This window comes from Streptomyces sp. NPDC023723 (assembly GCF_040639815.1).
Taxonomy (GTDB): domain Bacteria; phylum Actinomycetota; class Actinomycetes; order Streptomycetales; family Streptomycetaceae; genus Streptomyces.
Window position 1 is genome coordinate 24,333 of record NZ_JBFAAP010000004.1, and the last position, 22,661, is coordinate 46,993.

General features: G+C 72.7%; 18 protein-coding genes. 7 read left to right on the plus strand and 11 right to left on the minus strand.

What is annotated here, in order from left to right:
• Positions 1-2: 2 nt before the first annotated feature.
• The 6 genes from AB0G32_RS06825 to iolC all read right to left on the minus strand — a co-directional run bounded on the left by AB0G32_RS06825 (position 3) and on the right by iolC (position 9,717).
• Positions 3-1,475, minus strand: coding sequence for a von Willebrand factor type A domain-containing protein (locus tag AB0G32_RS06825; protein ID WP_361159183.1), 1,473 nt, complete (start codon positions 1,473-1,475; stop codon positions 3-5).
• A 44-nt stretch (positions 1,476-1,519) separates the two neighbouring features.
• On the minus strand, positions 1,520-2,392 hold the full coding sequence (locus AB0G32_RS06830; RefSeq protein WP_361159186.1) for an ABC transporter permease subunit: 873 nt from the start codon (positions 2,390-2,392) through the stop codon (positions 1,520-1,522).
• A gap of 3 nt (positions 2,393-2,395) precedes the next feature.
• Positions 2,396-5,029: an alpha/beta fold hydrolase gene (locus AB0G32_RS06835; protein ID WP_361159188.1), complete on the minus strand. Its 2,634-nt coding sequence runs from the start codon at positions 5,027-5,029 to the stop codon at positions 2,396-2,398.
• A 201-nt stretch (positions 5,030-5,230) separates the two neighbouring features.
• Entirely contained in the window at positions 5,231-6,640 is a 1,410-nt protein-coding gene (locus AB0G32_RS06840; RefSeq protein WP_361159191.1) for an APC family permease, read from the minus strand.
• Positions 6,641-6,935: 295 nt separating this feature from the next.
• Positions 6,936-8,438, minus strand: coding sequence for a CoA-acylating methylmalonate-semialdehyde dehydrogenase (mmsA, locus tag AB0G32_RS06845; protein ID WP_361159194.1), 1,503 nt, complete (start codon positions 8,436-8,438; stop codon positions 6,936-6,938).
• Positions 8,439-8,685: 247 nt separating this feature from the next.
• Positions 8,686-9,717, minus strand: coding sequence for a 5-dehydro-2-deoxygluconokinase (iolC, locus tag AB0G32_RS06850; RefSeq protein ID WP_361159197.1), 1,032 nt, complete (start codon positions 9,715-9,717; stop codon positions 8,686-8,688).
• Positions 9,718-10,122: 405 nt separating this feature from the next.
• On the opposite strand from iolC, the gene AB0G32_RS06855 reads away from it, so the two are divergent.
• From AB0G32_RS06855 to AB0G32_RS06870, 4 genes are all read left to right on the plus strand, one after another.
• The gene (locus AB0G32_RS06855) at positions 10,123-10,323 is read left to right on the plus strand and encodes a MerR family transcriptional regulator (RefSeq protein WP_361159200.1); all 201 of its coding nucleotides are present in this window, start codon (positions 10,123-10,125) and stop codon (positions 10,321-10,323) included.
• Between the two features lie 77 nt (positions 10,324-10,400).
• Positions 10,401-10,967, plus strand: coding sequence for a GNAT family protein (locus AB0G32_RS06860; protein ID WP_361159202.1), 567 nt, complete (start codon positions 10,401-10,403; stop codon positions 10,965-10,967).
• A gap of 74 nt (positions 10,968-11,041) precedes the next feature.
• Complete coding sequence (locus tag AB0G32_RS06865) at positions 11,042-11,281, plus strand: cation transporter (RefSeq protein WP_361159204.1); 240 nt, start codon at positions 11,042-11,044, stop codon at positions 11,279-11,281.
• An 84-nt stretch (positions 11,282-11,365) separates the two neighbouring features.
• Positions 11,366-13,666 (plus strand): heavy metal translocating P-type ATPase, encoded by a 2,301-nt coding sequence (locus tag AB0G32_RS06870; protein WP_361159207.1) that lies wholly within the window; start codon positions 11,366-11,368, stop codon positions 13,664-13,666.
• A 569-nt stretch (positions 13,667-14,235) separates the two neighbouring features.
• Here the strand turns inward: AB0G32_RS06870 and AB0G32_RS06875 are convergent.
• Both AB0G32_RS06875 and AB0G32_RS06880 read right to left on the minus strand, forming a co-directional pair.
• On the minus strand, positions 14,236-15,525 hold the full coding sequence (locus tag AB0G32_RS06875) for a citrate synthase (RefSeq protein WP_361159210.1): 1,290 nt from the start codon (positions 15,523-15,525) through the stop codon (positions 14,236-14,238).
• Positions 15,526-15,730: 205 nt separating this feature from the next.
• Complete coding sequence (locus tag AB0G32_RS06880; RefSeq protein WP_361159213.1) at positions 15,731-17,992, minus strand: ATP-dependent RecD-like DNA helicase; 2,262 nt, start codon at positions 17,990-17,992, stop codon at positions 15,731-15,733.
• A gap of 68 nt (positions 17,993-18,060) precedes the next feature.
• Between AB0G32_RS06880 and AB0G32_RS06885 the strand changes: the two genes are divergently transcribed.
• From AB0G32_RS06885 to AB0G32_RS06895, 3 genes are all read left to right on the plus strand, one after another.
• Positions 18,061-18,633 (plus strand): Uma2 family endonuclease, encoded by a 573-nt coding sequence (locus AB0G32_RS06885; protein WP_361159216.1) that lies wholly within the window; start codon positions 18,061-18,063, stop codon positions 18,631-18,633.
• A gap of 118 nt (positions 18,634-18,751) precedes the next feature.
• The gene (locus tag AB0G32_RS06890) at positions 18,752-19,438 is read left to right on the plus strand and encodes a hypothetical protein (RefSeq protein ID WP_361159218.1); all 687 of its coding nucleotides are present in this window, start codon (positions 18,752-18,754) and stop codon (positions 19,436-19,438) included.
• A gap of 265 nt (positions 19,439-19,703) precedes the next feature.
• Positions 19,704-20,051 (plus strand): hypothetical protein, encoded by a 348-nt coding sequence (locus AB0G32_RS06895; protein ID WP_361159221.1) that lies wholly within the window; start codon positions 19,704-19,706, stop codon positions 20,049-20,051.
• On the opposite strand, the gene AB0G32_RS06900 is transcribed toward AB0G32_RS06895, so the two are convergent.
• From AB0G32_RS06900 to AB0G32_RS06910, 3 genes are all read right to left on the minus strand, one after another.
• A complete protein-coding gene (locus AB0G32_RS06900; RefSeq protein ID WP_361159223.1) occupies positions 20,026-20,880 on the minus strand; it encodes a MerR family transcriptional regulator in 855 nt (284 codons plus the stop codon). The genes AB0G32_RS06895 and AB0G32_RS06900 overlap by 26 nt on opposite strands.
• A 37-nt stretch (positions 20,881-20,917) precedes the next feature.
• Entirely contained in the window at positions 20,918-21,775 is an 858-nt protein-coding gene (locus AB0G32_RS06905) for a hypothetical protein (protein WP_361159226.1), read from the minus strand.
• Between the two features lie 152 nt (positions 21,776-21,927).
• Positions 21,928-22,542: a TetR/AcrR family transcriptional regulator gene (locus AB0G32_RS06910; RefSeq protein WP_361159229.1), complete on the minus strand. Its 615-nt coding sequence runs from the start codon at positions 22,540-22,542 to the stop codon at positions 21,928-21,930.
• Between the last annotated feature and the right edge of the window lie 119 nt (positions 22,543-22,661).

A 22,661-nucleotide genomic window follows, 5' to 3' on the forward strand; every position in this document is an offset into this window, starting at 1 on the left:
GGTCAGGTCAGCCGGCGCGCGGTCGCGATGGCCGCGGCCAGCTCCCGGACCTGCCCGTCCGCCGTGCCGGCCGCCAGTCGCCCGGCGTGTCCGGCGAGTTCGCCGAGGTCCGGGGCGCCGGGCAGGGCGGCGTCCGGGTCCCGGCCGCGCAGCGCGGCGGCGAAGTACGCGGCCGTGGCGGCGGTCGCCAGGCCGCGGTCCGCGGTCCACACCGAGTCGTCGAGGGCGCCGGCCGTCAGCTCGCCGGACGCCTCGCGCGGGGCGCGGGTGCCGGGGTCGAGCCAGCGGACGGTGGCGGTGGCGAGGTGCCCCGCGGCGCCCGGCGCGGTGCGTACGGCGTACAGGGCGGTCACCGTGTGGCCGGGACCGGTCTCGCCGCCGTCCACGGCGTCGTCGCGGAAGTCGTCGGCGGCGACCCGGCGGTCGTCGTAGCCGATGAGGCGGTACTCCTCGACGGTGCCGGGGTCGAAGGCGACCTGGGCCTTGGCGTCGCGGGCGGTCAGTCCGACGGCGCCGGGCAGCCGCTCGCCGAACACCTCGCGGGCCTCCCGCGCGCTCGACACATAGGCGGTGTGGCCGTCGCCGCGGTCGGCGAGGCGTTCCATCAGGGCGTCGCCGTAGTCACTGCCGACGCCGACGCCGAAGAGGGTGATGCCGTGCTCGCGGCGTTCGTCCGCGACGCGTTCCAGGATGGTGTCGGCGTCGGTGTCGCCGTCGTTGGCGAGGGCGTCGGAGACGAGGACGACCCGGTTGGTGGCGCCCTCGCGCAGGCCCGCGACCGCCGTCTGGTAGCCGGTCTCGACGCCCGCGCCGAGGTCGGTGGAGTCGGTCGGCTCCAGGTACGCGATCGCGTCGTGCACCTCGTCGCGGCCCTCGCCCAGCCGGGTCATCGGCAGCACGGTCTCGGCCCGGCCGCTGAAGGTGACGACCGCCACCGAGTCGTCGTCGCGCAGCTGGTCCGTCATGACGCCGAGGGACTCCTTGGCGAGGTCGAGGCGGCCCGGCTCGGCCATCGAGCCGGAGACGTCGATCACGAAGGTGAGGGCGGCGGGCGGGCGTTCGCCCGCCGGGTCGGCGGCCCGGGTGGCGAGGCCGACCCGGACCAGCGACCAGTGCGGATCGTCGGTGCGGGCGCCGTCGACGGTGACCGTGAAGCCGCCGCCGGCGGGGCGGTCGTAGTCCTGGCGGAAGCTGTTGACGAACTCCTCCGGGCGGACGGTCGCCGGGTCGGGCAGCCGGTCCTCGGCGAGGGTACGCCGGGCGTAGTCCCAGGAGGCGGTGTCGACGTCCAGGGCGAAGGTGGAGAGGTGGTCGTCGTCGGAGGACGGCAGCGGGGCGGGGGTGGCGGGGGCGCGGGTCACGGCCGGCGCGTCCGCGGCGCGGTAGCCGCCGTCGGTGCGGCCCTCGGCGCAGCCGGTGAGCAGCAGGGCGGCGGCCGTGCCGAGGAGCAGCGGGGTCTGGTGTCGTCGTCGCATGTGACGGTGACGCCGGGGCGGGGCGGAACGTGCGCGGCGGTGGGTTACGAAACGACGTCCTTGCGGGCGAAGCCGCGGAAGGCCAGCGCGAACAGCACCAGCGCGTACGTCACCGACAGCGAGGTGCCCTGGATCATGCGGGTGAGGTCCAGTTGCGGCTGGACGGCGTCCAGCCAGGCGTACTGCCAGTGCGCGGGCAGGAAGGAGCGCCAGTCGCCCAGCGCCGTGACCTCGTCCAGGACATTGCCGATGATGGTCAGGCCGACCGCGCCGCCGACCGCGCCGAGCGGGGCGTCGGTCCGGGTGGAGAGCCAGAACGCCAGGGCGGCGGTGACCAGTTGGGAGACGAAGACGTACGCCACCGTCAGCGCGAGGCGTCCGGTGGCGGTGCCGGTGGGCAGCTGTCCGCCGGTGGGGAGCTGGAGCGGGCCCCAGCCGTAGGCGACGGTGCCGACCGCGAGGGCGATCAGAGGCAGCAGGACGATCGCGGCCAGCGACAGGGCGAGGCCCACGGTCAGCTTGGACAGCAGCAGCCGGGCGCGCGGGACCGGCGCCGCGAGCAGGTAGCGCAGCGAGGACCAGCTGGCCTCCGAGGCGACGGTGTCGCCGCAGAACAGGGCGACGGGGACGACCAGCAGGAAGCCGGCGGAGGCGAACAGGGTGACGGCGGCGAAGTTGGCGCCGGAGGCGGTCGCCGAGTCCATCAGGGAGACCTGGCCGGCCCGGCCCTCCGGTTCGCCGCCGACCGCGAAGGCGATCAGCAGCACGAAGGGCAGGGCGACCAGGATGCCGCCCATGATCAGGGTGCGGCGGCGCTTGAGCTGGCGGACCAGTTCGACCCGGACCGGCAGGGTGCGGCCCGCGCGGTAGCCCTCGGCGACCTCGGCTCGCTCTGCTTGTTCGGTGGGCGTAGGCACGCGTCAGTCTCCGATCAGGGTGAGGAAGGCGTCTTCGAGGCGGCGGTGCGGGCCGACCGACTCGACCGGGACGTCCAGCCGCACCAGGTCGGCGACGAGCCGGCGGGCGGTGGTGCCGGAGTCCAGGCGGACCAGCAGGCCGTCGTCGGTGCGGATCGCGGAGGTCACGCCGGGCAGGGCGGCGACCTTCTCGACGACCGGTTCCCGCAGCGGGCCGCCGGTGCCGACCAGCAGGGTGTCGCCGGAGCCGATGATCTCCCGCACCGGGCCGGCCTGGACCAGCCGGCCGTGGTCCATCACCACCAGGTGGGTGCAGGACTGCTCGACCTCGGCGAGCAGGTGGCTGGAGACGATGACCGTGCGGCCGGCCGCCGCGTAGCGGATCATCACCTCGCGCATCTCGCGGATCTGCGGCGGGTCCAGGCCGTTGGTCGGCTCGTCCAGGATGAGCAGGTCCGGCAGGCCCAGCATGGCCTGCGCGATGGCCAGGCGCTGGCGCATGCCCTGCGAGTAGGTGCGCACCGCGCGGGCCAGCGCCTCGCCGAGGCCGGCGATCTCCAGGGCCTCGTCCAGGTGGGCGTCCCCGGCCGGGCGGCCGGTGGCCTTCCAGTACAGCTCCAGGTTCTCCCGGCCGGACAGGTGCGGCAGGAAGCCGGCGCCCTCGACAAAGGCGCCGACCCGGGACAGCACCGGGGCGCCGGGGGCGATGGCGTGGCCGAAGACCCGGATCTCGCCGCCGTCCGGGGTGATCAGGCCCATCAGCATGCGCAGGGTGGTGGTCTTGCCGGCGCCGTTGGGCCCGAGCAGGCCGAGCACCTGCCCCTGCTCCACCCGGAAGGAGAGGTCGCGGACCGCGTACCGGTCGCTCTTCTTCGCGTACTTCTTGGTCAAGCCGGTGATCTGGAGCGGAACGTCCGCGAGGGCCGGGTCGGGCGGCGGGGCGGTGGTGCGGCGGCGGGCGGTCAGCAGCAGCGCGGCGGCGACGGCCGCGCCGGCCAGCGGTGCCCACCACACCCAGGCGGGCAGCCCGGCGGCCTGGCCGGTGGCGCCGAGGGCGGTCGGCACCTTCAGCGCGCTCTTGACGGAGACCTTGTACGTCGCCGGGGCCGCCGGGGAGGCGTAGCCGAGGTCGGTGGAGGAGAGCACGACCCGGAGGCGGTGGCCGTCGGCGATCTCATGGTCGATGGCCGGGAGGGTGACCGTGACGTCCTTGCCCGCCCTGGCGCCGGGCACCCGCAGCGGCGTGACGAGCTGGGCGGGCAGCACCTGCTGGCCGCCGCCGGGGGCGACGTCGTACATCTTGGCGAACAGGACCGCGTCGTCGTCGGAGGTCGACTCGACGTGCACGGTGACGGTCGGTGAGCCGGTGATCTGGAGGTCGCCGCGCACCGGCTGCGACTCGAACGCCGCGTACTGGCCGGGGAAGTCGAGCGAGATGCCGATGCCGAGGGCGGAGAGCTGGGACAGGCCACCCGAGTCGCCGAGGCCGGGCAGGGCGGAGACGGAGGGCGGGCTGGCGCCGGCCGGGTTCTCGAAGCTCTGCTCGCGGCCGGACAGTTCGATGACGCGGGGGTCGGCGGTCAGGCCGGGGTAGGTGTCGGAGTCGACGCCGCCGAGGCGGGGTTCGCCGTCGCCGCTGCCGGTGCCGAGGGTGCGGGTGACCCGGAAGGCGGGGCCGGTGGCGGCGCTCTTGTCGTCCTTCAGATAGCGGTCGAACCACGCCTCGGTACGGGCCCGGAGGCGGTCGCCCTCCAGGTCGCCGCCGTCGTGCCCGCCGGAGATCCAGTCGACGTCGACGGGGGCGCCGTTGGCCTTGATCGCCTTGGCGGCGGCGTCGGCCTGGACGAGCGGGAAGAGCGAGTCGGTCTGGCCCTGCATGAGCAGGGTGGGCACGTCGATGCGGTCGCCGACCGCCTGCGGGCTGCGTTCTTCGAGGAGTTCGGTGGCGGCGGCGTCCGGTTTCCCGGACTCGGCGACGCGCTGGTACATCGCGCAGAGGTCGGCCTCGAAGCGGGCGCAGCCGCCGCCGGAGTTGACGAAGATGCCGGCCCAGAGTTTCTTGAAGACGCCGTCCGGGAAGAGGGCGTCGGCGAGGTTCCAGTACGTGATCGCGGGCGCGATGGCGTCGACGCGGTCGTCGTGCCCGGCGGCCAGCAGGGCGATGGCGCCCCCGTAGCTGGCGCCGGCCATGCCGACCCGGGGGTCGCCGGCCTTGTCCAGCTGGACCCGGGGCTGCTTGGCGAGCCAGTCGATGAGCGCGGAGACGTCGGCGACCTCGGCGTCGGGGGCGTTCAGGGCGATCTTGCCGGTGGAGTCGCCGAAGCCGCGGGCGGACCAGGTGAGCACGGCGTAGCCGTCCTGGGCCAGTTGCTCGGCCTGGTCGCGGACGTCGTCCTTGCTGCCGCCGAAGCCGTGGCCGAGCAGGACGGCGGGGCGGTCGCCGGCGCCGGCGGCGTCCGCGGTGAAGTACGAGGTGTCTATCCGGATGCCGGGGGCGGTGGTGAGGGTTTTGTCGGTGCGGGTCACCTGCGGTGGGCTGTCGTCGGCTGCGGCGGTCCAGGTGCCGATGCCCGCGAGCACGGCCACCGTGGCCGTGGCGGCCAGCCAACGGCGCTTGCCGCGCAGTCGAAGATCCATGCGGTAACCGTACGGGGTTCAGCTGTCGGGTTGTTATCGGCCGGGGGGTGAGAAGGGACCCCTCCGCTGGGGGTACGCGGAGGGGGTGGGTACTGCGGGTGGGGTAGGCGGGTGCGGGTTGTCTGTGGTTGCTCGCGCCCACGCGGCGGAGCCGCATATCGATGCGGCCCCGCGCCCCTGAGCCTTCGCCCCTTCGGGGCTTCATGCCTTTGTGTCGTCCGGGATTGAGACCAGCCAGCGAGTGTCCCTGCGCGGGCGGAGGTAGAAGGCCCAGTAGAGGGTTGCCGCTGCCGCTATGCCGCCCGTCCACAGGAGGTACTCCGGCTCCTGCTGGGTCAGGATGTAGGCGAGGACCGCGATCAGGAGGACCGGGACGGCCGGCCACAGGGGCATGCGCCAGGCGGCGGTGTGGTGGTGCCGGCTGCGGCGGGCGAGCAGGGCGGCGATGGCGACCAGCAGGTACATGCCGGTCACCGAGACGCCGGTGACGCCGTACAGGGTGTCCAGGTTGACGAAGCAGAGGGCGGCGCCGGGGATGCCGACGGCGAGGGTGGCGACCCACGGGGACCCGAAGCGGCCGAGTTTGGCGAAGACCGTGTTGACCGGGCCGGGCCAGGCCTTGTCGCGGGCGGAGGCGAACAGGACGCGGGAGTTCTGGATGACCATCACGATGCCGGCGTTGATGATCGCGAGGGCGACGCACAGGCTGACGAAGGTGCCGGCGGCGGAGTTGGACCAGGCGGTGACCATCGCGCCGATGTCGCCGCCGGTCAGCTCGGTCAGGTCGGCGGCGCCCAGGGTGATGGCGACCACCGGGACCAGGATGATCGCGGTGGAGATGGCGAGGGTGGCCAGGACGGTGCGGGCGACGTTGCGGCGCGGGTTCTCCAGTTCCTCGGAGAGGTAGACGGCCGTGGAGAAGCCCTGGGTGACGAAGAGGGCGATGGCCAGCCCGGAGACGACCAGCATGCCGGTGACGGTGTCGGCCTGGCCGTGCGGGCCGGCCACCTCCATCGAGGCGAGGCTGCCGAGGCCGCGCTCGGAGTGGGCGAAGCCCAGCACCGCGACCAGGGCCGCCGCGATGACCTCCAGGACCAGGAAGACGCCGGTGATCCAGGCGTTGGCGCGCAGGTCGAGCAGGCCGGCCAGGGTGGCGAGCAGCATGACGCCGGCGCCGGCCAGCGAGGGGTCGAGGTGGACGATCGGGGCGAGGTAGTCGGCGGTGCCCATCGCGATGACCGGCGGCACGATCACCACGACCAGCAGGGAGAGCACGAAGACCAGCCAGCCCGCCAGCCGCCCGGCCATCGTGGAGACCATCGCGTACTCGCCGCCCGCGCTGGGGACGAGGGTGCCCAGCTCGGCGTAGCAGAACGCCACGGCTATGCAGAGCACCGAGCCGATGGCGATGGTCAGGGCGGTGGCGGTGCCCAGTGCGCCGAACAGGTCGGGGACGACCACGAAGAGGGTCGAGGCGGGGGTCACGCACGAGAGGGTCAGCAGGGTGCCGCCGACCACGCCGATGGAGCGCTTGAGGGTCCGGGGGCTGCCGGTGCCGGCCCCCGGTGCCGGGGGTACGAGCGGGTCGGCAGGGCGGAGCGTGTCGGTCATGCGGCGGTCCGATCGACTCGTGCGGCTCAGGGTGACGGACGGGAGCGCTATCGCCTCCGGCGGATCTGGTCGTACTCGTGGTTCTCCGCTCCCGGTTGCGCAGCATTAACCCCGACGAAAACCGTGTCGTCAATGGCTTGCCTGCTACGGAATCCGCAGCTCAGAGGGGTGCCGGAGGGCCGTCGGGGGGCAACAGGGCCACGGCTGGCGCGCCTTGTGGTGGTACGGGAACCGCAGCGGACGGGCGTAAAAAAAGCGGGCCCGTCCGCGCTGCGGACGGGCCCGGGGGCGGGTTTCAGTGGTTGCGCGGGAAGCCCAGGTCGACGCCGGCGGGGGCCTCGGAGGGGTCCGGCCAGCGGGTGGTGACGACCTTGCCGCGGGTGTAGAAGTGCGTGCCGTCGTTGCCGTAGACGTGGTGGTCGCCGAAGAGGGAGTCCTTCCAGCCGCCGAAGGAGTGGTAGCCGACCGGGACCGGGATCGGCACGTTGACGCCGACCATGCCGGCCTCCGCCTCCAGCTGGAAGCGGCGGGCGGCGCCGCCGTCCCGGGTGAAGATCGCGGTGCCGTTGCCGTACGGGGAGGCGTTGATGAGGGCCACGCCCTCCTCGTAGGTCCCGGCGCGCAGGACGCACAGGACCGGGCCGAAGATCTCGTCCTGGTACGCCTTGGCCGTCGTGGGCACCTTGTCGAGCAGGGAGATGCCGATCCAGTGGCCGTCCGGGTGGCCCTCGACGGTGCAGCCGGTGCCGTCCAGGACCACCTCGGCGCCCTCGCCGGCGGCGTTCGCCACGTAGCCGGCGACCTTGTCGCGGTGGGCCCGGGTGATCAGGGGGCCCATCTCGCTCGCCGGGTCGTCGCCGGGGCCGATGGTGATCTTCTCGGCGCGTTCGCGGATCTTGTCGACCAGCGCGTCGCCGATCGCGCCGACGGCGACGACCGCGGAGACCGCCATGCAGCGCTCGCCGGCCGAGCCGTAGGCCGCGCTCACGGCCGCGTCGGCCGCCGCGTCGAGGTCGGCGTCGGGCAGTACCAGCATGTGGTTCTTGGCGCCGCCGAGCGCCTGCACCCGCTTGCCGTGCGCGGCGGCGGTGGTGTGGATGTGGCGCGCGATGGGGGTGGAGCCGACGAACGAGACCGCCTTGACGTCGGGGTGTTCGAGCAGCCGGTCGACGGCGGTGCGGTCGCCGTGCACGACGTTGAGGACGCCGTCGGGCAGGCCGGCCTCGGTGAGCAGCGCGGCGATCCGGACGGCGGCCGAGGGGTCCTTCTCGCTGGGCTTGAGCACGAAGGTGTTGCCGCAGGCGATGGCGATCGGGAACATCCACATCGGCACCATGGCCGGGAAGTTGAAGGGCGTGATGCCGGCGACCACGCCCAGTGGCTGCCGGATGGCGGCCACGTCGACCCGGGTGGCGACCTCGGTGGACAGCTCGCCCTTCAGCTGCACGGTGATGCCGCAGGCCAGGTCGACGATCTCCAGGCCGCGGGCCACCTCGCCGAGGGCGTCGGAGTGCACCTTGCCGTGCTCGGCGGTGATCAGCGCGGCGATCTCGTCGCGGTGGGAGTCGAGCAGGGCGCGGAACCGGAAGAGGATCTCCGTGCGCCTGGCCAGCGAGGACTGGCCCCAGGTGGCGTAGGCCGCCTTGGCGGCGGCGACCGCGGTGTCCACCTCCGCGGCGGAGGCGAAGGCGACCTGCCGGGTGACCGCGCCGGTCGCCGGGTTCGTCACCGGCCCGGACCGGCCCGAGGTGCCTTCGACGGTCCTGCCGCCGATCCAGTGGTTGACGATGTCCGTCATGGCCGTGATCTCCTTCGCAGCTGGCGGCGTCCGGTGGGGACCTGCCGTTCCCGGCCCATCCCACCAGGCGGGGGCCCGCTGCCGCGCCCGACACTGTGTCTGCGGTTCGGGTCCTGGCGTAGACAGGTGCGGGGGCGGTACCTCCGGCGCGGGGCCGTGGCGGGCGGGGAGTCGTCGCCCGCGCTCCGCTCCTGCCAGGGCGGAGTGGCCGGCCGCGCCGGAGGCGTTCTCGGGCACCGGGGGACGGTCATCGTCCGGTCCCGGGTGCGGCCGTGCCTGGTACCGGCCGGGGTGCGGGTGCGGCCTGCGGTACCGCCCGGGGTACCGCCCCCGGTACGGCTCCCGCCGTGAGGGCGGCCGTCACCTCGTCGGCGGTCGGCATGGCGGAGGAGCACTCCAGGCGGGAGGCGACGATGGCGCCCGCGGCGTTGGCGTACCGCATGGTCCGGGCCAGCTCCCAGCCGGCCAGCAGGCCGTGGCAGAGGGAGCCGCCGAAGGCGTCGCCCGCGCCGAGCCCGTTGAGGACGTCGACCGGGAGCGGGGGGACCTCGGCGGTGCCGCCCCGGTCGTCGACGGCCAGGACGCCCCCCGGCCCCTGTTTGACGACGGCGAGCCGGACGCCCGCGGCGAGCAGGGCGCGGGCGGCGGCGTGCGGTTCGCGGACGCCGGTGGCGATCTCCACCTCGTCCAGGTTGCCGACGGCGACGGTGGTGTGGCGCAGGGCCTCCCGGTAGAACGGGCGGGCCTCACCGGGGTCCGGCCAGAACATGGGGCGCCAGTCGAGGTCGAAGACGGTCGGGCCGGTCCGGGCCCGGTGGGCGAGGGCGGTGAGGGTGGCCGTCCGGCTGGGCTCCGCGCACAGGCCGGTGCCGGTGACCCAGAAGACCCGGGCCGCGCGCACGGCGTCCAGGTCGAGGTCCCCGGCGGCCAGCTCCAGGTCGGGGGCCTTGGGCTGCCGGTAGAAGTAGAGCGGGAAGTCGTCCGGCGGGAAGATCTCGCAGAAGGTGACGGGGGTGGGCAGTCCGGGCACCGGGGTGACCCAGCGGTCGTCCACGCCGAAGTCGCGCAGCGCCTCGTGCAGATAGGTGCCGAAGGGGTCGTCGCCGGTACGGGTGATCACCGCCGTGCGGCGGCCGAGGCGGGCGGCGGCGACCGCGACATTGGTGGCCGAGCCGCCGAGGAACTTGCCGAAGGACGTGACCTGCGGCAGCGGGACGCCCGTCTGCAACGGGTAGAGGTCCACCCCGATCCGCCCCATGGTGATCACGTCGTACGCCATCCGCGGCCCCTTCGTGTCGGTCGGCCCCCGGGCGGCCCGGGGGTCTGCTGCGGCACTGCTGTGGCTCTCCCCGGCTTTCTAGCCCGCGGCGTCGAGCCTGTCAATGCTTTGTCCGGACATTCGGACCAGAAGGGGGGCGCGGAAGGAGGCAGCCGTTCGCGGGCCGCGGGCGGGCGTTCACGTGCCACAGGTGAGCGTTCACGTGCCACTCGTGTCACAAACGCCTCGGAAGTGTCACGACTGTCGCGAGGCCGCCGGTCTTCGGTCACAGCCGCGCACGGCACCCGGCCCGTTCTCACCCCCCGTCGTTGACCGGACACAGGCTTGGTGATCGCCAGCGCAGCGCCCGGCTCCCCCGACGGCCGCATCCGGCCGCCCCCGTGGCGCGCGCGGGAGGTGTGACGCATGACCGACCGAACCCTCTGGTCCTACCAGGACATCGCGGCCCACATCCGGGTGCAGCCGGACACCGTACGGTCGTACCGCAAGCACGGCCTGCTGCCGCCACCCGACCACGTGGCGGGCGGCAAGCCCTACTGGTACGCCGACACGGTCCGCACCTGGGTGGCGTCCCGGCCGGGGAACCGGGGGCGGCGGGGGCGGTGACCTCTGGCCGGGGGTGGGGCGGGGCGGGGCGGGAAATCTCGCGGCGTTCCACCGCCGGGTGGGGCACAGTGCACGGCATGGACTTCTCCGTGAAACCCGTCCTCACCGGCGAGAAGGTCGTGCTGCGGCCCTTCACCCGCGAGGACGCCGAGCCGATGTGGGAGATCATCCGTGACCCGGAGGTCGTCCGCTTCACCTTCGAGCCGACCACCGAACTCACCCTGGAACGGCTGCGTTCCTGGTACGGCTCCCGGGCCGGGCTGCCCGACCGGCTGGACCTCGCGGTGACCGACCGCGCCACCGGCGAACTGGTCGGCGAGGCCGTGCTGTACGACGTCGACCCGCACGCCTGCGGCTGCACCTTCCGCATCCTGATCGGTGCCCGCGGCCGGGGCCGGGGCCTGGGCACCGAGGCGACCCGGCTCATCGTCGGGTACGGCTTCGAGCAGGGCGGGCTGCACCGGGTGCAGCTGGAGGTCTACGGCGACAACCACCGGGCCCGGCGGGCCTACGAGAAGGCCGGGTTCGCGGTGGAAGAGGTGCGTCGGGAGGCCGCGCTGCGGGACGGGCGGTGGGTCGACGAGGTGGTGATGGGCATCCTGGACCGCGAGTGGGCGGCCAACGCCCGATTGGTTACCCCCTAGGGGTATGGTGGGTGGTAGGTGATCCCACCGTGGGTCACGGGTACCCCACCCACACACCCCGACGAGGAGTAGACATGACCGCCCCTACCGGCACTCCGGGTTCCGTCACCGCCCTCTACAAGGTGAGCGGAATGAGCTGCGGACACTGCGAGGGCGCCGTCTCCGGTGAGATCGGTGAGATCGACGGCGTCAGCTCCGTGAAGGCCGTCGCCGCCACGGGCGAGGTCACGGTCGTCTCGCAGGCGCCGCTGGCGGAGGCGGCCGTGCGGGCCGCCGTGGACGAGGCGGGCTTCGAGCTCGTCGGCCCCGCCTGAGCGCACCGCCCCTCCCGCGCCGCACCCATCCCCCGCGACCGGGCCGCGTCGCATGCGTCCCGGTCGGCCGTCTGGAGCCGGAGCATGACCACCACCACCGCCCGCACCCCGTCCGCCCAGCCGCCGTCCGCACCGCCCCCGGCGGACGACGCGCCCGGCCGCGCCCGGACCGAACTGCGCATCGGCGGCATGACCTGCGCCTCCTGCGCGGCCCGGGTCGAGAAGAAGCTCAACCGGATGGACGGCGTCACCGCCACCGTCAACTACGCGACCGAGAAGGCCCGGATCTCCCACCCGGCGGGTACGGGGATCGCCGACCTCATCGCCACCGTGGAGCGCACCGGGTACACCGCCGAGGAGCCGCCGCCGCCCGAGCCGGCTCCCGAGCCGTCCGCCGGGCCGGCCGCGGCGCCCCGGCCGGCGGGCGACGCCGATCCGGAGCTGTCCGCCCTGGGCCACCGGCTGGCCGTCGCCGCGCTGCTCGCGCTGCCGGTCGTGCTGCTGGCCATGGTCCCGGCCGCGCAGTTCGACAACTGGCAGTGGCTCTCGCTCACGCTGGCCGCGCCGGTCGTGGTCTGGGGCGGCCTGCCCTTCCACCGGGCCACCTGGACCAACCTGCGGCACGGCGCGGCCACCATGGACACCCTGGTCACGCTGGGCACCCTCGCGGCGTTCGGCTGGTCGCTGTGGGCGCTGTTCCTCGGCGACGCGGGGATGCCGGGCATGCGTCACCCCTTCGACCTGACCGCCTCCCCCGCGGACGGCACCTCGACGATCTACCTGGAGGTGGCCGCCGGCGTCACCGTCTTCCTCCTGCTCGGCCGCTATCTGGAGGCCCGCTCCAAGCGCAGCGCGGGCGCCGCGCTCAAGGCCCTGCTGGAACTGGGCGCCAAGGACGTGACCGTGCTGCGCGACGGCCGCGAGGAGCGCGTGCCGGCGGACCGGCTGGCGGTCGGCGACCGGTTCGTCGTACGGCCCGGCGAGAAGATCGCCACCGACGGCACGGTGGTCGAGGGCACCTCGGCGGTGGACGCCTCGCTGCTGACCGGCGAGTCCGTGCCGGTGGACGTGGCGCCCGGGGACGCCGTCACCGGCGCCACGGTCAACGCCGGCGGCCGGCTGGTGGTCGAGGCCGCCCGGGTCGGCGCCGACACCCGGCTGGCCCGGATGGCCCGCCTGGTGGAGGACGCGCAGAACGGCAAGGCGCAGGTGCAGCGCCTCGCCGACCGCGTCTCCGGGATATTCGTGCCGGTGGTGCTGCTGATCGCGGCGGGCACCTTCGGCGGCTGGCTGGGCGCCACCGGCGACACGGTGGCGGCGTTCACCGCGGCGGTCGCGGTCCTGATCATCGCCTGTCCCTGCGCGCTGGGCCTGGCCACCCCCACCGCCCTGATGGTCGGCACAGGGCGCGGCGCCCAGCTCGGCATCCTCATCAAGGGGCCCGAGGTCCTCGAATCCACCCGCCGCGTCGACACCGTCGTCCTGGACAAGACCGGCACCGTCACCACCGGCCACATGACCCTGCACACCGTCCACACCGCCCAGGGCACCGACCAGCGGGAACTCCTGCGCCTGGCCGGCGCCGTCGAACATGCCTCCGAACATCCCGTCGGCCGGGCCATCGCCGCCGGCGCCCGGGAGCGGGCGGGCGCGCTGCCGGGCGTCGAGGAGTTCGAGAACGTCCCCGGACGGGGCGTGCGCGGGCGCGTGGAGGGGCGTGAGGTGACCGTGGGGCGCCTCTTCGACCACGTCCCGGCCGACCTCGCCCGCGCCGCCGAACAGGCCGAACGGGACGGACGTACGGCCGTCCTGGCCGGCTGGGACGGCACGGTGCGCGGCGTCCTCACCGTCGCCGACACCGTCAAGGACACCAGCGCCGAAGCCGTCACCCGGCTGCGCGCCCTCGGCCTGCACCCCGTCCTGCTCACCGGCGACAACCACCGCGTCGCCGCCGCCGTCGCCGCCGCCGTAGGCATCGACGAGGTCATCGCCGACGTCCTCCCCGAGGACAAGGTCGCCGTCATCAACCGGCTGCGCGCCGACGGCCGCACCGTCGCCATGATCGGCGACGGCGTCAACGACGCCGCCGCCCTCGCCAGCGCCGACCTCGGCCTGGCCATGGGCACCGGCACCGACGCCGCCATCGAGGCGAGCGACCTCACCCTGGTCCGCGGCGACCTGCGGGTCGCCGCCGACGCCATCCGCCTCGCCCGCCGCACCCTCACCACCATCAGGGCGAACCTCGGCTGGGCCTTCGGCTACAACGTGGCCGCGCTGCCGCTCGCCGCCGCCGGACTGCTCAACCCCATGATCGCCGGAGCCGCGATGGCCTTCTCCTCCGTCTTCGTGGTCACCAACAGCCTCCGGCTCCGCACATTTCGCTGAGGTCTCGAACCCCGGCTGCCTCTGGAGTCCGGCACCTCCCTCACATAAGCTCTTCACAAGGCTCGCGCATCTTCCTTACGCTGGGGTCTCGTTCGGCATACCGGTCTCCTGTCCACGCTCTGGACATAACCAGGAGACGCAGCTCACAGTGATCCGAACGTAACCATCGAAGGGGTTCGAAGGTCTAAGTTGACAATGCCGGGAAGCGTCTTGGGGGGCGTGAACCGGTATCCGGGACCGTCTTGGGGGACTTTCCCGGAGATGCGTTGCCGGGGCACGTACACCGGGAAGCTTTGAGCGGCCCTCCCGGAAGTGCGCTGTCCCGGCAGATCGCAGTCGACGGCAGTACCGCAGTACAGCGATTCAGGCGCTGTCCTCACAGACGCCCGGCCGGATCCCGTGGGGGGAATCCGCACCGGGACATGGGAAGGCGCCCTGGTCGTCGGCCCGTGGGGGGACCGGCGCCGGGGCGCCTTTCACTTGCCCTGCTGGAATTCAGTACGCGGAAGTCCCGCACCGCCGGGCGGTACGGGACTTTCGGCTCGCGGCTCTCGGCGGACCGTCGGCGCTCAGCGCGCCTCGACGGGCAGGAAGTCGCGCTCGACCACGCCGGTGTAGATCTGGCGCGGGCGGCCGATGCGGGAACCCGGCTCCTTGATCATCTCGTGCCACTGGGCGATCCAGCCCGGCAGCCGGCCCAGCGCGAACAGGACCGTGAACATCTCGGTCGGGAAGCCCATCGCCCGGTAGATCAGACCGGTGTAGAAGTCGACGTTCGGGTAGAGGCTGCGCGAGACGAAGTAGTCGTCGGAGAGCGCATGCTCCTCCAGCTTCAGGGCGATGTCCAGCAGCTCGTCGGACTTGCCGAGGGCGGAGAGGACATCGTGCGCGGCGGCCTTGATGATCTTGGCGCGCGGGTCGAAGTTCTTGTAGACCCGGTGGCCGAAGCCCATCAGGCGGACGCCGTCCTCCTTGTTCTTCACCTTGCGGATGAAGGAGTCGACGTCGCCGCCGGCGTCGCGGATGCCTTCCAGCATCTCCAGCACCGACTGGTTGGCGCCACCGTGCAGCGGGCCCCACAGCGCGTTGATGCCGGCCGAGATCGACGCGAACATGTTGGCCTGCGAGGAGCCGACCAGGCGGACCGTGGAGGTCGAACAGTTCTGCTCGTGGTCCGCGTGCAGGATCAGCAGCTTGTCCAGCGCGGCGACGACCGTCGGGTCGAGCTCGTACTCCTGGGCCGGCACCGAGAACGTCATGCGCAGGAAGTTCTCGACGTAGCCGAGGTCGTTGCGCGGGTAGACGAAGGGGTGGCCGACCGACTTCTTGTAGGCGTACGCCGCGATGGTCGGAAGCTTGGCGAGCAGCCGGATCGTGGAGAGGTTGCGCTGCTGCTCGTCGAACGGGTTGTGGCTGTCCTGGTAGAACGTGGACAGCGCGGAGACCACCGACGACAGCATGGCCATCGGGTGGGCGTCGCGCGGGAAGCCCCGGTAGAAGTTCTTGACGTCCTCGTGCAGCAGGGTGTGCTGCGTGATCTCGTCCTTGAACGACGCCAGCTCGTCGACCGTCGGCAGCTCGCCGTTGATCAGCAGGTAGGCGACCTCCAGGAAGGTGGAGCGCTCGGCCAGCTGCTCGATCGGGTAGCCGCGGTAGCGGAGAATCCCCGCCTCGCCGTCCAGATACGTGATGGCGGATTTATAGGCGGCGGTGTTCCCGTACCCGCTGTCCAGCGTGACCAGACCGGTCTGGGCGCGGAGCTTCCCGATGTCGAAGCCCTTGTCGCCGACGGTGCTGTCGACCACCGGGTAGGTGTACTCGCCGTCGCCGTACCGCAGTACTACAGAGTTGTCGCTCACGTCTTCCCTCACCGACGTAGTGCCTCATCTTCGAGGTGCCCTGACTGTCTCTACCATCCCCCACTTGGCTCAGGAGAGTGCACTCGGGGTCGACCATCGGGCCTATCGGCGGCACTGAGTGCCGCCAACTCGCTCATCCTGCCCCCTCCGTCCCCCCGTCGGGAAGTGGTCTGTGACCTTCGCGACTCATTTGATCGATCATTTGTTACGCGGGGGCGGCGCCGAGCCGGAAATCCAGCGCCGTGCAGCGCCGTCCGGCGGAGACCGTGCGGACCGCCTGGCCGATCGCCTTGCGCGAACCGACCAGGACGACCAGCCGCTTGGCCCGGGTGACCGCCGTATACAACAGGTTTCGCTGGAGCATCATCCAGGCGCCGGTGGTCACCGGGATCACCACCGCCGGGTACTCGCTGCCCTGCGAGCGGTGGATGGTCACCGCGTAGGCGTGCGCCAGTTCGTCGAGTTCGTCGAACTCGTACGGGACCTCCTCGTCCTCGTCGGTCAGTACGGTCAGCCGCTGCTCCACCGGGTCGAGGGAGGTGACGACCCCGACCGTCCCGTTGAAGACGCCGTTCTCCCCTTTCTCGTAGTTGTTCCTGATCTGGGTGACCTTGTCGCCGACCCGGAAAACACGTCCGCCGAACCGCTTCTCGGGCACGTCCGGCCGCCCCGGTGTGACGGCCTGCTGGAGCAGCCCGTTGAGCGCGCCGGCGCCCGCCGGTCCCCGGTGCATCGGGGCGAGCACCTGCACGTCCCGGCGCGGGTCCAGCCCGAACTTGGCGGGGATGCGCCGGGCCGCCACGTCGACCGTCAGCCGCCCCGCCTCCTCCGTGTCGTCCTCGACGAAGAGGAAGAAGTCCTTCATGCCGTCCGTGACCGGGTGCTGACCGGAGTTGATCCGGTGCGCGTTGGTCACCACTCCGGACTGCTGGGCCTGCCGGAAGACCCGGGTGAGGCGGACGGCGGGGACCGGGCCGCCGTCGGCGAGCAGGTCGCGCAGCACCTCCCCGGCGCCGACGGACGGCAGCTGGTCCACGTCCCCGACGAACAGCAGGTGCGCGCCCGGCGGCACCGCCTTCACCAGCTTGTTGGCGAGCAGCAGGTCCAGCATGGACGCCTCGTCGACCACCACCAGGTCGGCGTCGAGCGGCCGGTCCCGGTCGTAGGCCGCGTCGCCGCCCGGCTTCAGCTCAAGCAGCCGGTGCACGGTGGACGCCTCGGCGCCGGTCAGCTCCGCCAGCCGCTTGGCGGCCCGGCCGGTCGGCGCGGCGAGCACCACCTTCGCCTTCTTCGCGCGGGCCAGCTCCACCACCGACCGCACCGTGAACGACTTGCCGCAGCCCGGCCCGCCGGTCAGCACCGCGACCTTCTCGGTCAGCGCCAGCCGCACGGCGGCCTGCTGCTCGGGCGCCAGCTCGGTCCCGGTGCGCCGCTTCAGCCAGCCCAGCGCCTTGTCCCACTCGACGTCCCGGAAGGCCGGCATCCGGTCCGTCTCGGCCCGCAGCAGCCGGCGCAGCTGACCGGCCAGCGACAGCTCGGCGCGGTGGAAGGGCACCAGGTAGACGGCGGTGACCGGGTCGCCGCCCGCCGGATCGGGCACCTTCTCCCGGACCACGCCGGGGTCCGCGCCGTCCTCCGCCGGGTCGGCGGCCAGCTCGGCGAGGCACTCGATGACGAGCCCGGTGTCGACCTGGAGCAGCTTCACCGCGTCGGCGATCAGCTTCTCCTCGGGGAGATAGCAGTGCCCCTGGTCGGTGGCCTGGCTCAGCGCGTACTGGAGGCCCGCCTTCACCCGGTCCGGGCTGTCGTGCGGGATGCCGACGGACTGGGCGATCTTGTCGGCGGTGAGGAAGCCGATGCCCCAGACGTCGGAGGCGAGCCGGTAGGGCTGGTTCCTCACGACGGAGATCGAGGCGTCGCCGTACTTCTTGTAGATCCGCACCGCGATGGAGGTGGACACCTCGACGGTCTGGAGGAAGAGCATGACCTCCTTGATCGCCTTCTGTTCCTCCCAGGCGTCGGCGATCTTCCGGGTCCGTTTCGGTCCCAGCCCGGGCACCTCGATCAGCCGCTTCGGCTCCTCCTCGATGATCTGGAGGGTGTCCAGCCCGAAGTGCTGGGTGATGCGGTCGGCGAAGACCGGTCCGATGCCCTTGACCAGGCCGGAGCCGAGGTAGCGGCGGATGCCCTGGATGGTGGCGGGCAGCACGGTGGTGTAGTTCTCGACGTGGAACTGCTTGCCGTACTGGGGGTGGCTCCCCCAGCGGCCCTCCATCCGCAGCGACTCCCCGGCCTGCGCGCCGAGCAGCGCGCCGACGACGGTGAGCAGGTCGCCGCCGCCTCTGCCGGTGTCGACGCGGGCGACCGTGTAGCCGTTCTCCTCATTGGCGTACGTGATGCGCTCCAGGACGCCTTCGAGCACGGCGAGTCGCCGTTCCCCGGCGGTGCTCGCGGACTGGTCGGTCATGATCCGACGGTACCGGGGGGCTGTGACAACGGGCGGCCGGGAAGGGGGTTCCTCAGTAGCCTTGGGGCATGGACTACGCGAAGATGCGCGCCATCGCCCAGGAACTCGGGGCGTTCGCGGAACAGCTCGAAGGTGCCTGGACCGTCGAGATCGGGCCGTCCGGTCCGATACTGGCCATGATGTGCCCCTCGAAGCGACACGAGGGCACGATCCGACGCATCCGCAATCAGCTCAACACGCAGCTTCCTGCCACCCACCCGGACCACGTCTGCGAGAACGGCCCCGAGATCGAGCACCCGACGATCGGCCGCATGCGCCGGCCCGACGCCGTCGTCATCCCCGAGTCCGTCCTCGACGAGGAGGGTCTCGCCGTCGACGCCGCACAGGTGCTGGCCGCCGTCGAGATCGTCTCGCCGTCCAATCCAAGCAACGACTACGACGCGAAACTGGCCGACTATCCGGCCATGGGTATCCCGCTCTACATGATCGTCGACCCGCGCACCGGCACGATCGAGGTGCATTCCGAGCCCTGCAAGGGCCGTTACCTGAGCAAGGAGCCGTACATCTTCGGCGACTCGGTGCCGTTCGGGCCGTGGACCGTGCAGACGTCGGAGTTCCGGCGGTACGGGAAGGACGGCTAGGAAGGGGTTCCGGGGCGGCTGTTACACGGATGTCGATCTCCTGAGGTAACCGTACGGGGCCGTTGATCGTCTTGTCGTATGCCCGTCGTACGCCAGCCCGAGAACGGTTCCCCCGCTGATGAGAGCCACGCGTCCCGCCGTCCTGTTCGACCGTCTGCCCGGCCGTCCCATCGCCGCCGTACTGGCCGCCGCCGGTGTGCTCGCCGGCGTCATGGTCGGCCAGGGCGGGCTGGACACGGTGGTCGGCTGCGGGATCGCGCAGGACGCGTACGCGTCGCAGAGCGCGGCGGACTGGGTGGCGGGCGCCGACCACGTGGTCGTGGCGACGCCCACCGGCGAGCAGGAGACCAACCGGGAGGACTACACCGAGGGTTCGGTGAAGTACGTGGCCGACCGGGACGTGAGCTTCCGTACGGACGACGTCGTCTGGTCCGCCGGGTCGCCCCGGCAGTCGATGGGCGACAGTTTCGACATGGTCGCCTCCGGCTGGCGGGTCTACGCGAGCGGTACGCGCGTCAAGCGGACGGCCGCGGCGGCGCCCCGGCTGGAAACGGGGCACACCTATCTGCTGGCCGTGCGGTGGGTGGACAAGGGGTGGGCCGTGCTCGGGGAGGGCGCGGCCGTGCCGTTCGACGACCATGTGGCCGGGCAGGGCGAGTGGTGCGGGCGGGTGCTGAGCAAGGAGGACGTGGCGCTCGGGGAACGGTTCTCCCGCAAGGACGACAGCAGTCTGGAGGAGGACGTGTGGGGGCAGGGGGAGGAAGCCGTCGCCGCGGCGCTGCGCGGAGCGAAGAAGTCCTCCTGACCGGCCGCGAGTCCGGCCGCGCCGCCCGGCCGGTGCCGGCAGACCCGGTCCGAACATCGCGCCGGCCGGCGGGAGACGGAGCGGCGGTACGGCGCGGCCCGGCCGTCCGGACACCTGTGGCAGCGCCGGTTGCGCGTCCGGCTCCCGTGTCACCCCGGCACCAGAACGCGCGACTTGTCCCGGGCGCTCTGGCACACCCCCACCGGCCAGGTTAATTTCGGGGCACGAGACGCCCATACCCGGGCATCCCGACCTAGGGGGAACATTGCGCAAGCTCACCGCATCGATCGCCGGCCTGACTCTCGCCCTCGGCGCCCTCGGCGTCACCCTGGCGCCGAGCGCCGCCGCGGCCACGCCCTGTCCGTCCGGCGCGGTCTGCCTCCGCGAGACCAACGGGACCATCCTCAACAAGAACATCTTCTACAGCTACGGCGCCCACAACCTGTCCAACGTGACCGGGACCAAGGTGCTCGTGAACAACCAGACCGGAGGCGCCGGCTTCCAGATCTGCAAGGGCTACAACGGCACCGACTGCTACCCCGTACAGCGCGCCACGGGCGCCTACGCGCCGTACGACTTCACGCCGATCAACTCCGTGGTGCTGGTGCGGTAGGCGCGGCGGACGGGGAGTCGACGGACACCTGCAGTTCCGTCACCCACGCGTCCCGGTCCGCCGGGCACTCCAGGTTGACCTCCCGGGGGTGCCCGGTCGCCCGGTAGCCGTTGGCCTCGATCCAGCGGGCCAGCGCCTGGGCGGTGGGGAGCACGGTGTCCATCGGGCCGCGGTGCACGATGGTTGCCGCCGGGCCGAGGGGCGGCAGGTCCAGGACGCGGAACGGGGCGTCCCGGAGCGGGGCGGAGACCTGGACGGCGGCGTGGACGGCGATCCGGCCGCCGCCCTCCGGGGCGTCCTCGTAATGGGCGATGCCCGGGCCGGTGGGCGTGATGTCCGCCGCGTCCAGGCGGCGGAACAGCTCGTCGTAGAGCGGGCCGACGACCGGGCCGACGTCCTCGGGCCAAAAGCTCGCGGCGGTCGCGGTCAGTTCGGCCACGCGGACGGCCGGGACGGTCTTGATGACGACGTCGTACATGGGCGGATGCCCCTCGCTCTCGATCGCTCGGAGTCTCGCCTCGACCCGGACCAGCCGCGCCTCGGCGGCGGCCAGGCCGGCCTCCAGCTCGGCCCGCCGCAGCCGCAGCATGCCGCGCAGTTCCCCGGTGCCGACCTTCTCCTCCAGGATGTCCCGCACCTGGTGCAGGGTGAAGCCGAGATCCTTGAGCGCGATGATCCGGTTGAGGCGGGCGAGCTGGGCGGCGGCGTAGTAGCGGTATCCGCTGGCGGGGTCGGTGCGGGCCGGGCGCAGCAGACCGGTGGCGTCGTAGTGCCGCAGCATCCGGACCGAGACGCTGCCGTGCCGGGCGAACTCTCCGATGGTGAACATGATGTCTCCGAGCTGACCGCCTGACACGGTGTGAGAGTCAAGAACCCGCCGTGAGCCGCAGGGTCCCGGCGTCGAGAAGTTCATGGGCCGCCGACACGAACCCGCTGCGCGCCTCGTCGAACCTGGTGAGGGCGGTGGCGTGCTCGCTTCCCGTCCTCAGCGCCGCCTCCCACGAGGGGTCGCTGAGCAGTGCGCGCCGCTGTTCCGCCGTGAACAGCCCGCACGCCTCCAGCGTCTCGGCCGCGCGCTGATGTGCCGCGTCGTAGGCGGTCCGGCCGACCTGTCCGGTGTCGTGCCGGAAGGCGGCCTCGCGCAGCAGCGTCAGCGCCTGGTGAGCCGAACGCGCGAGAGCGGACGACGACTGGCTGTCGGCCGGGTCCGCCGTGGCGGCACCGGCCGCCGTGCTCAACAGGCGCATGGCGGTGGCGCGCGGGGCCAGCCGCCGGGCCTGCTCGCCGACCGCCAGACACCGTTGCCGCGCCGTCCGCGCGAGATCCGTGAGCGCGACCGGACCCTCCAGCTCCAGCACCGCGAAGGCCGCCGTCACCGCCCGGGAGGCAGCCGACAGCCGGACGGACCCGCCGTCCGGACCGTCATCGAGGAGTTCCGGCCGCGCCACCCACTCCGTCACCTCGTCGAGCGCGGTGACGAACGCGGCGTAGGCGTCTCGTCTGACCTCCCGGCGCCACTGCTCGTGCGCGGCGCGCTGCGCCGCGTGCGCCTGGTCGAGGGCGGCCCGGTAGGTCGTGTCGGCCTGCGCCAGCACCGCGTCGGCCTGCGCGATGGCCCCGCGCAACTGCACCCGGGCGGCCGCCAGGGCACCCAGGGCGCCGACCGCGACCCCCAGGAGGGTGCACACCGCGCCGACGATCGTGGCCAGTCCGTCGGATCCCATGGCCCACCTCCCAGGTACGAGCAGGTTCCGATCGTGCCATCGGCCTGAGGGTGGGGGTGTCCGGGTTTCCGGGTTTCCGGGTTTCCGGGTGTCCGGGTGTCCGGGTGTCCGGGTGTCCGGGTGTCCGGGTGGGGATGGTTCGACCGGCGCGGTCAGGCCACCGGCCACCCCCGCAGCGCCATGTCGGCCACCAGTTGGAGGTCCTCGCCGCTCGCGCCGCTCGTCGCCTGGACGGCGATGCCGTTGGCGACGGTCATCAGGTAGCGGGCCAGGGTGCCGGGGTCGGCGGTGGCGGGCAGGTCGCCCTCGTCGACGGCCCGCTGGAAGCGTTCGCGCAGGCGTTCCGTGCCCGCGTTGCGCCAGCTGACGAGGGTGTCCCGGGTGGTACGGCCGCTCTCGCCGGCGGCGAGCGACGCCTGCACGCCGAGGCAGCCGGCCGGGCAGCCGGGGTGGGTGGTGGTGCGCACCGAGCCGGTCAGGAACGCGGTGGCCACCTCGCGGGCGGTGGGCTCCCGCAGGGCGCGGGCGAGGTAGGAGGCGGGGCCCTCGGTGTAGCGTTCCAGCGCCTTGCGGAACAGGTCCTCCTTGTTGCCGAAGGCCGCGTACATGCTGGTGCGGGTGATGCCCATCGCGCCGGTCAGGTCGGTGAGGCTGGCGCCTTCGTAGCCCTGCTCCCAGAACACCCGCATCGCGCGCTCCAGCGCCGCCTCGGTGTCGAAGCCCCTCGGCCGGCCGATCCGCCCCGGCCCCTTCGGTCGCGTCTCCATGTCCTCACCCTAACTCTTCCGTACCGGGCAGTGCAGATATGTCGACGGTCCACCCCTTGGCGGGTCACGATCCGGACTCGGCCGTTCCCATCCTCTTGCCAAGCGCCCGTGTAATCGAT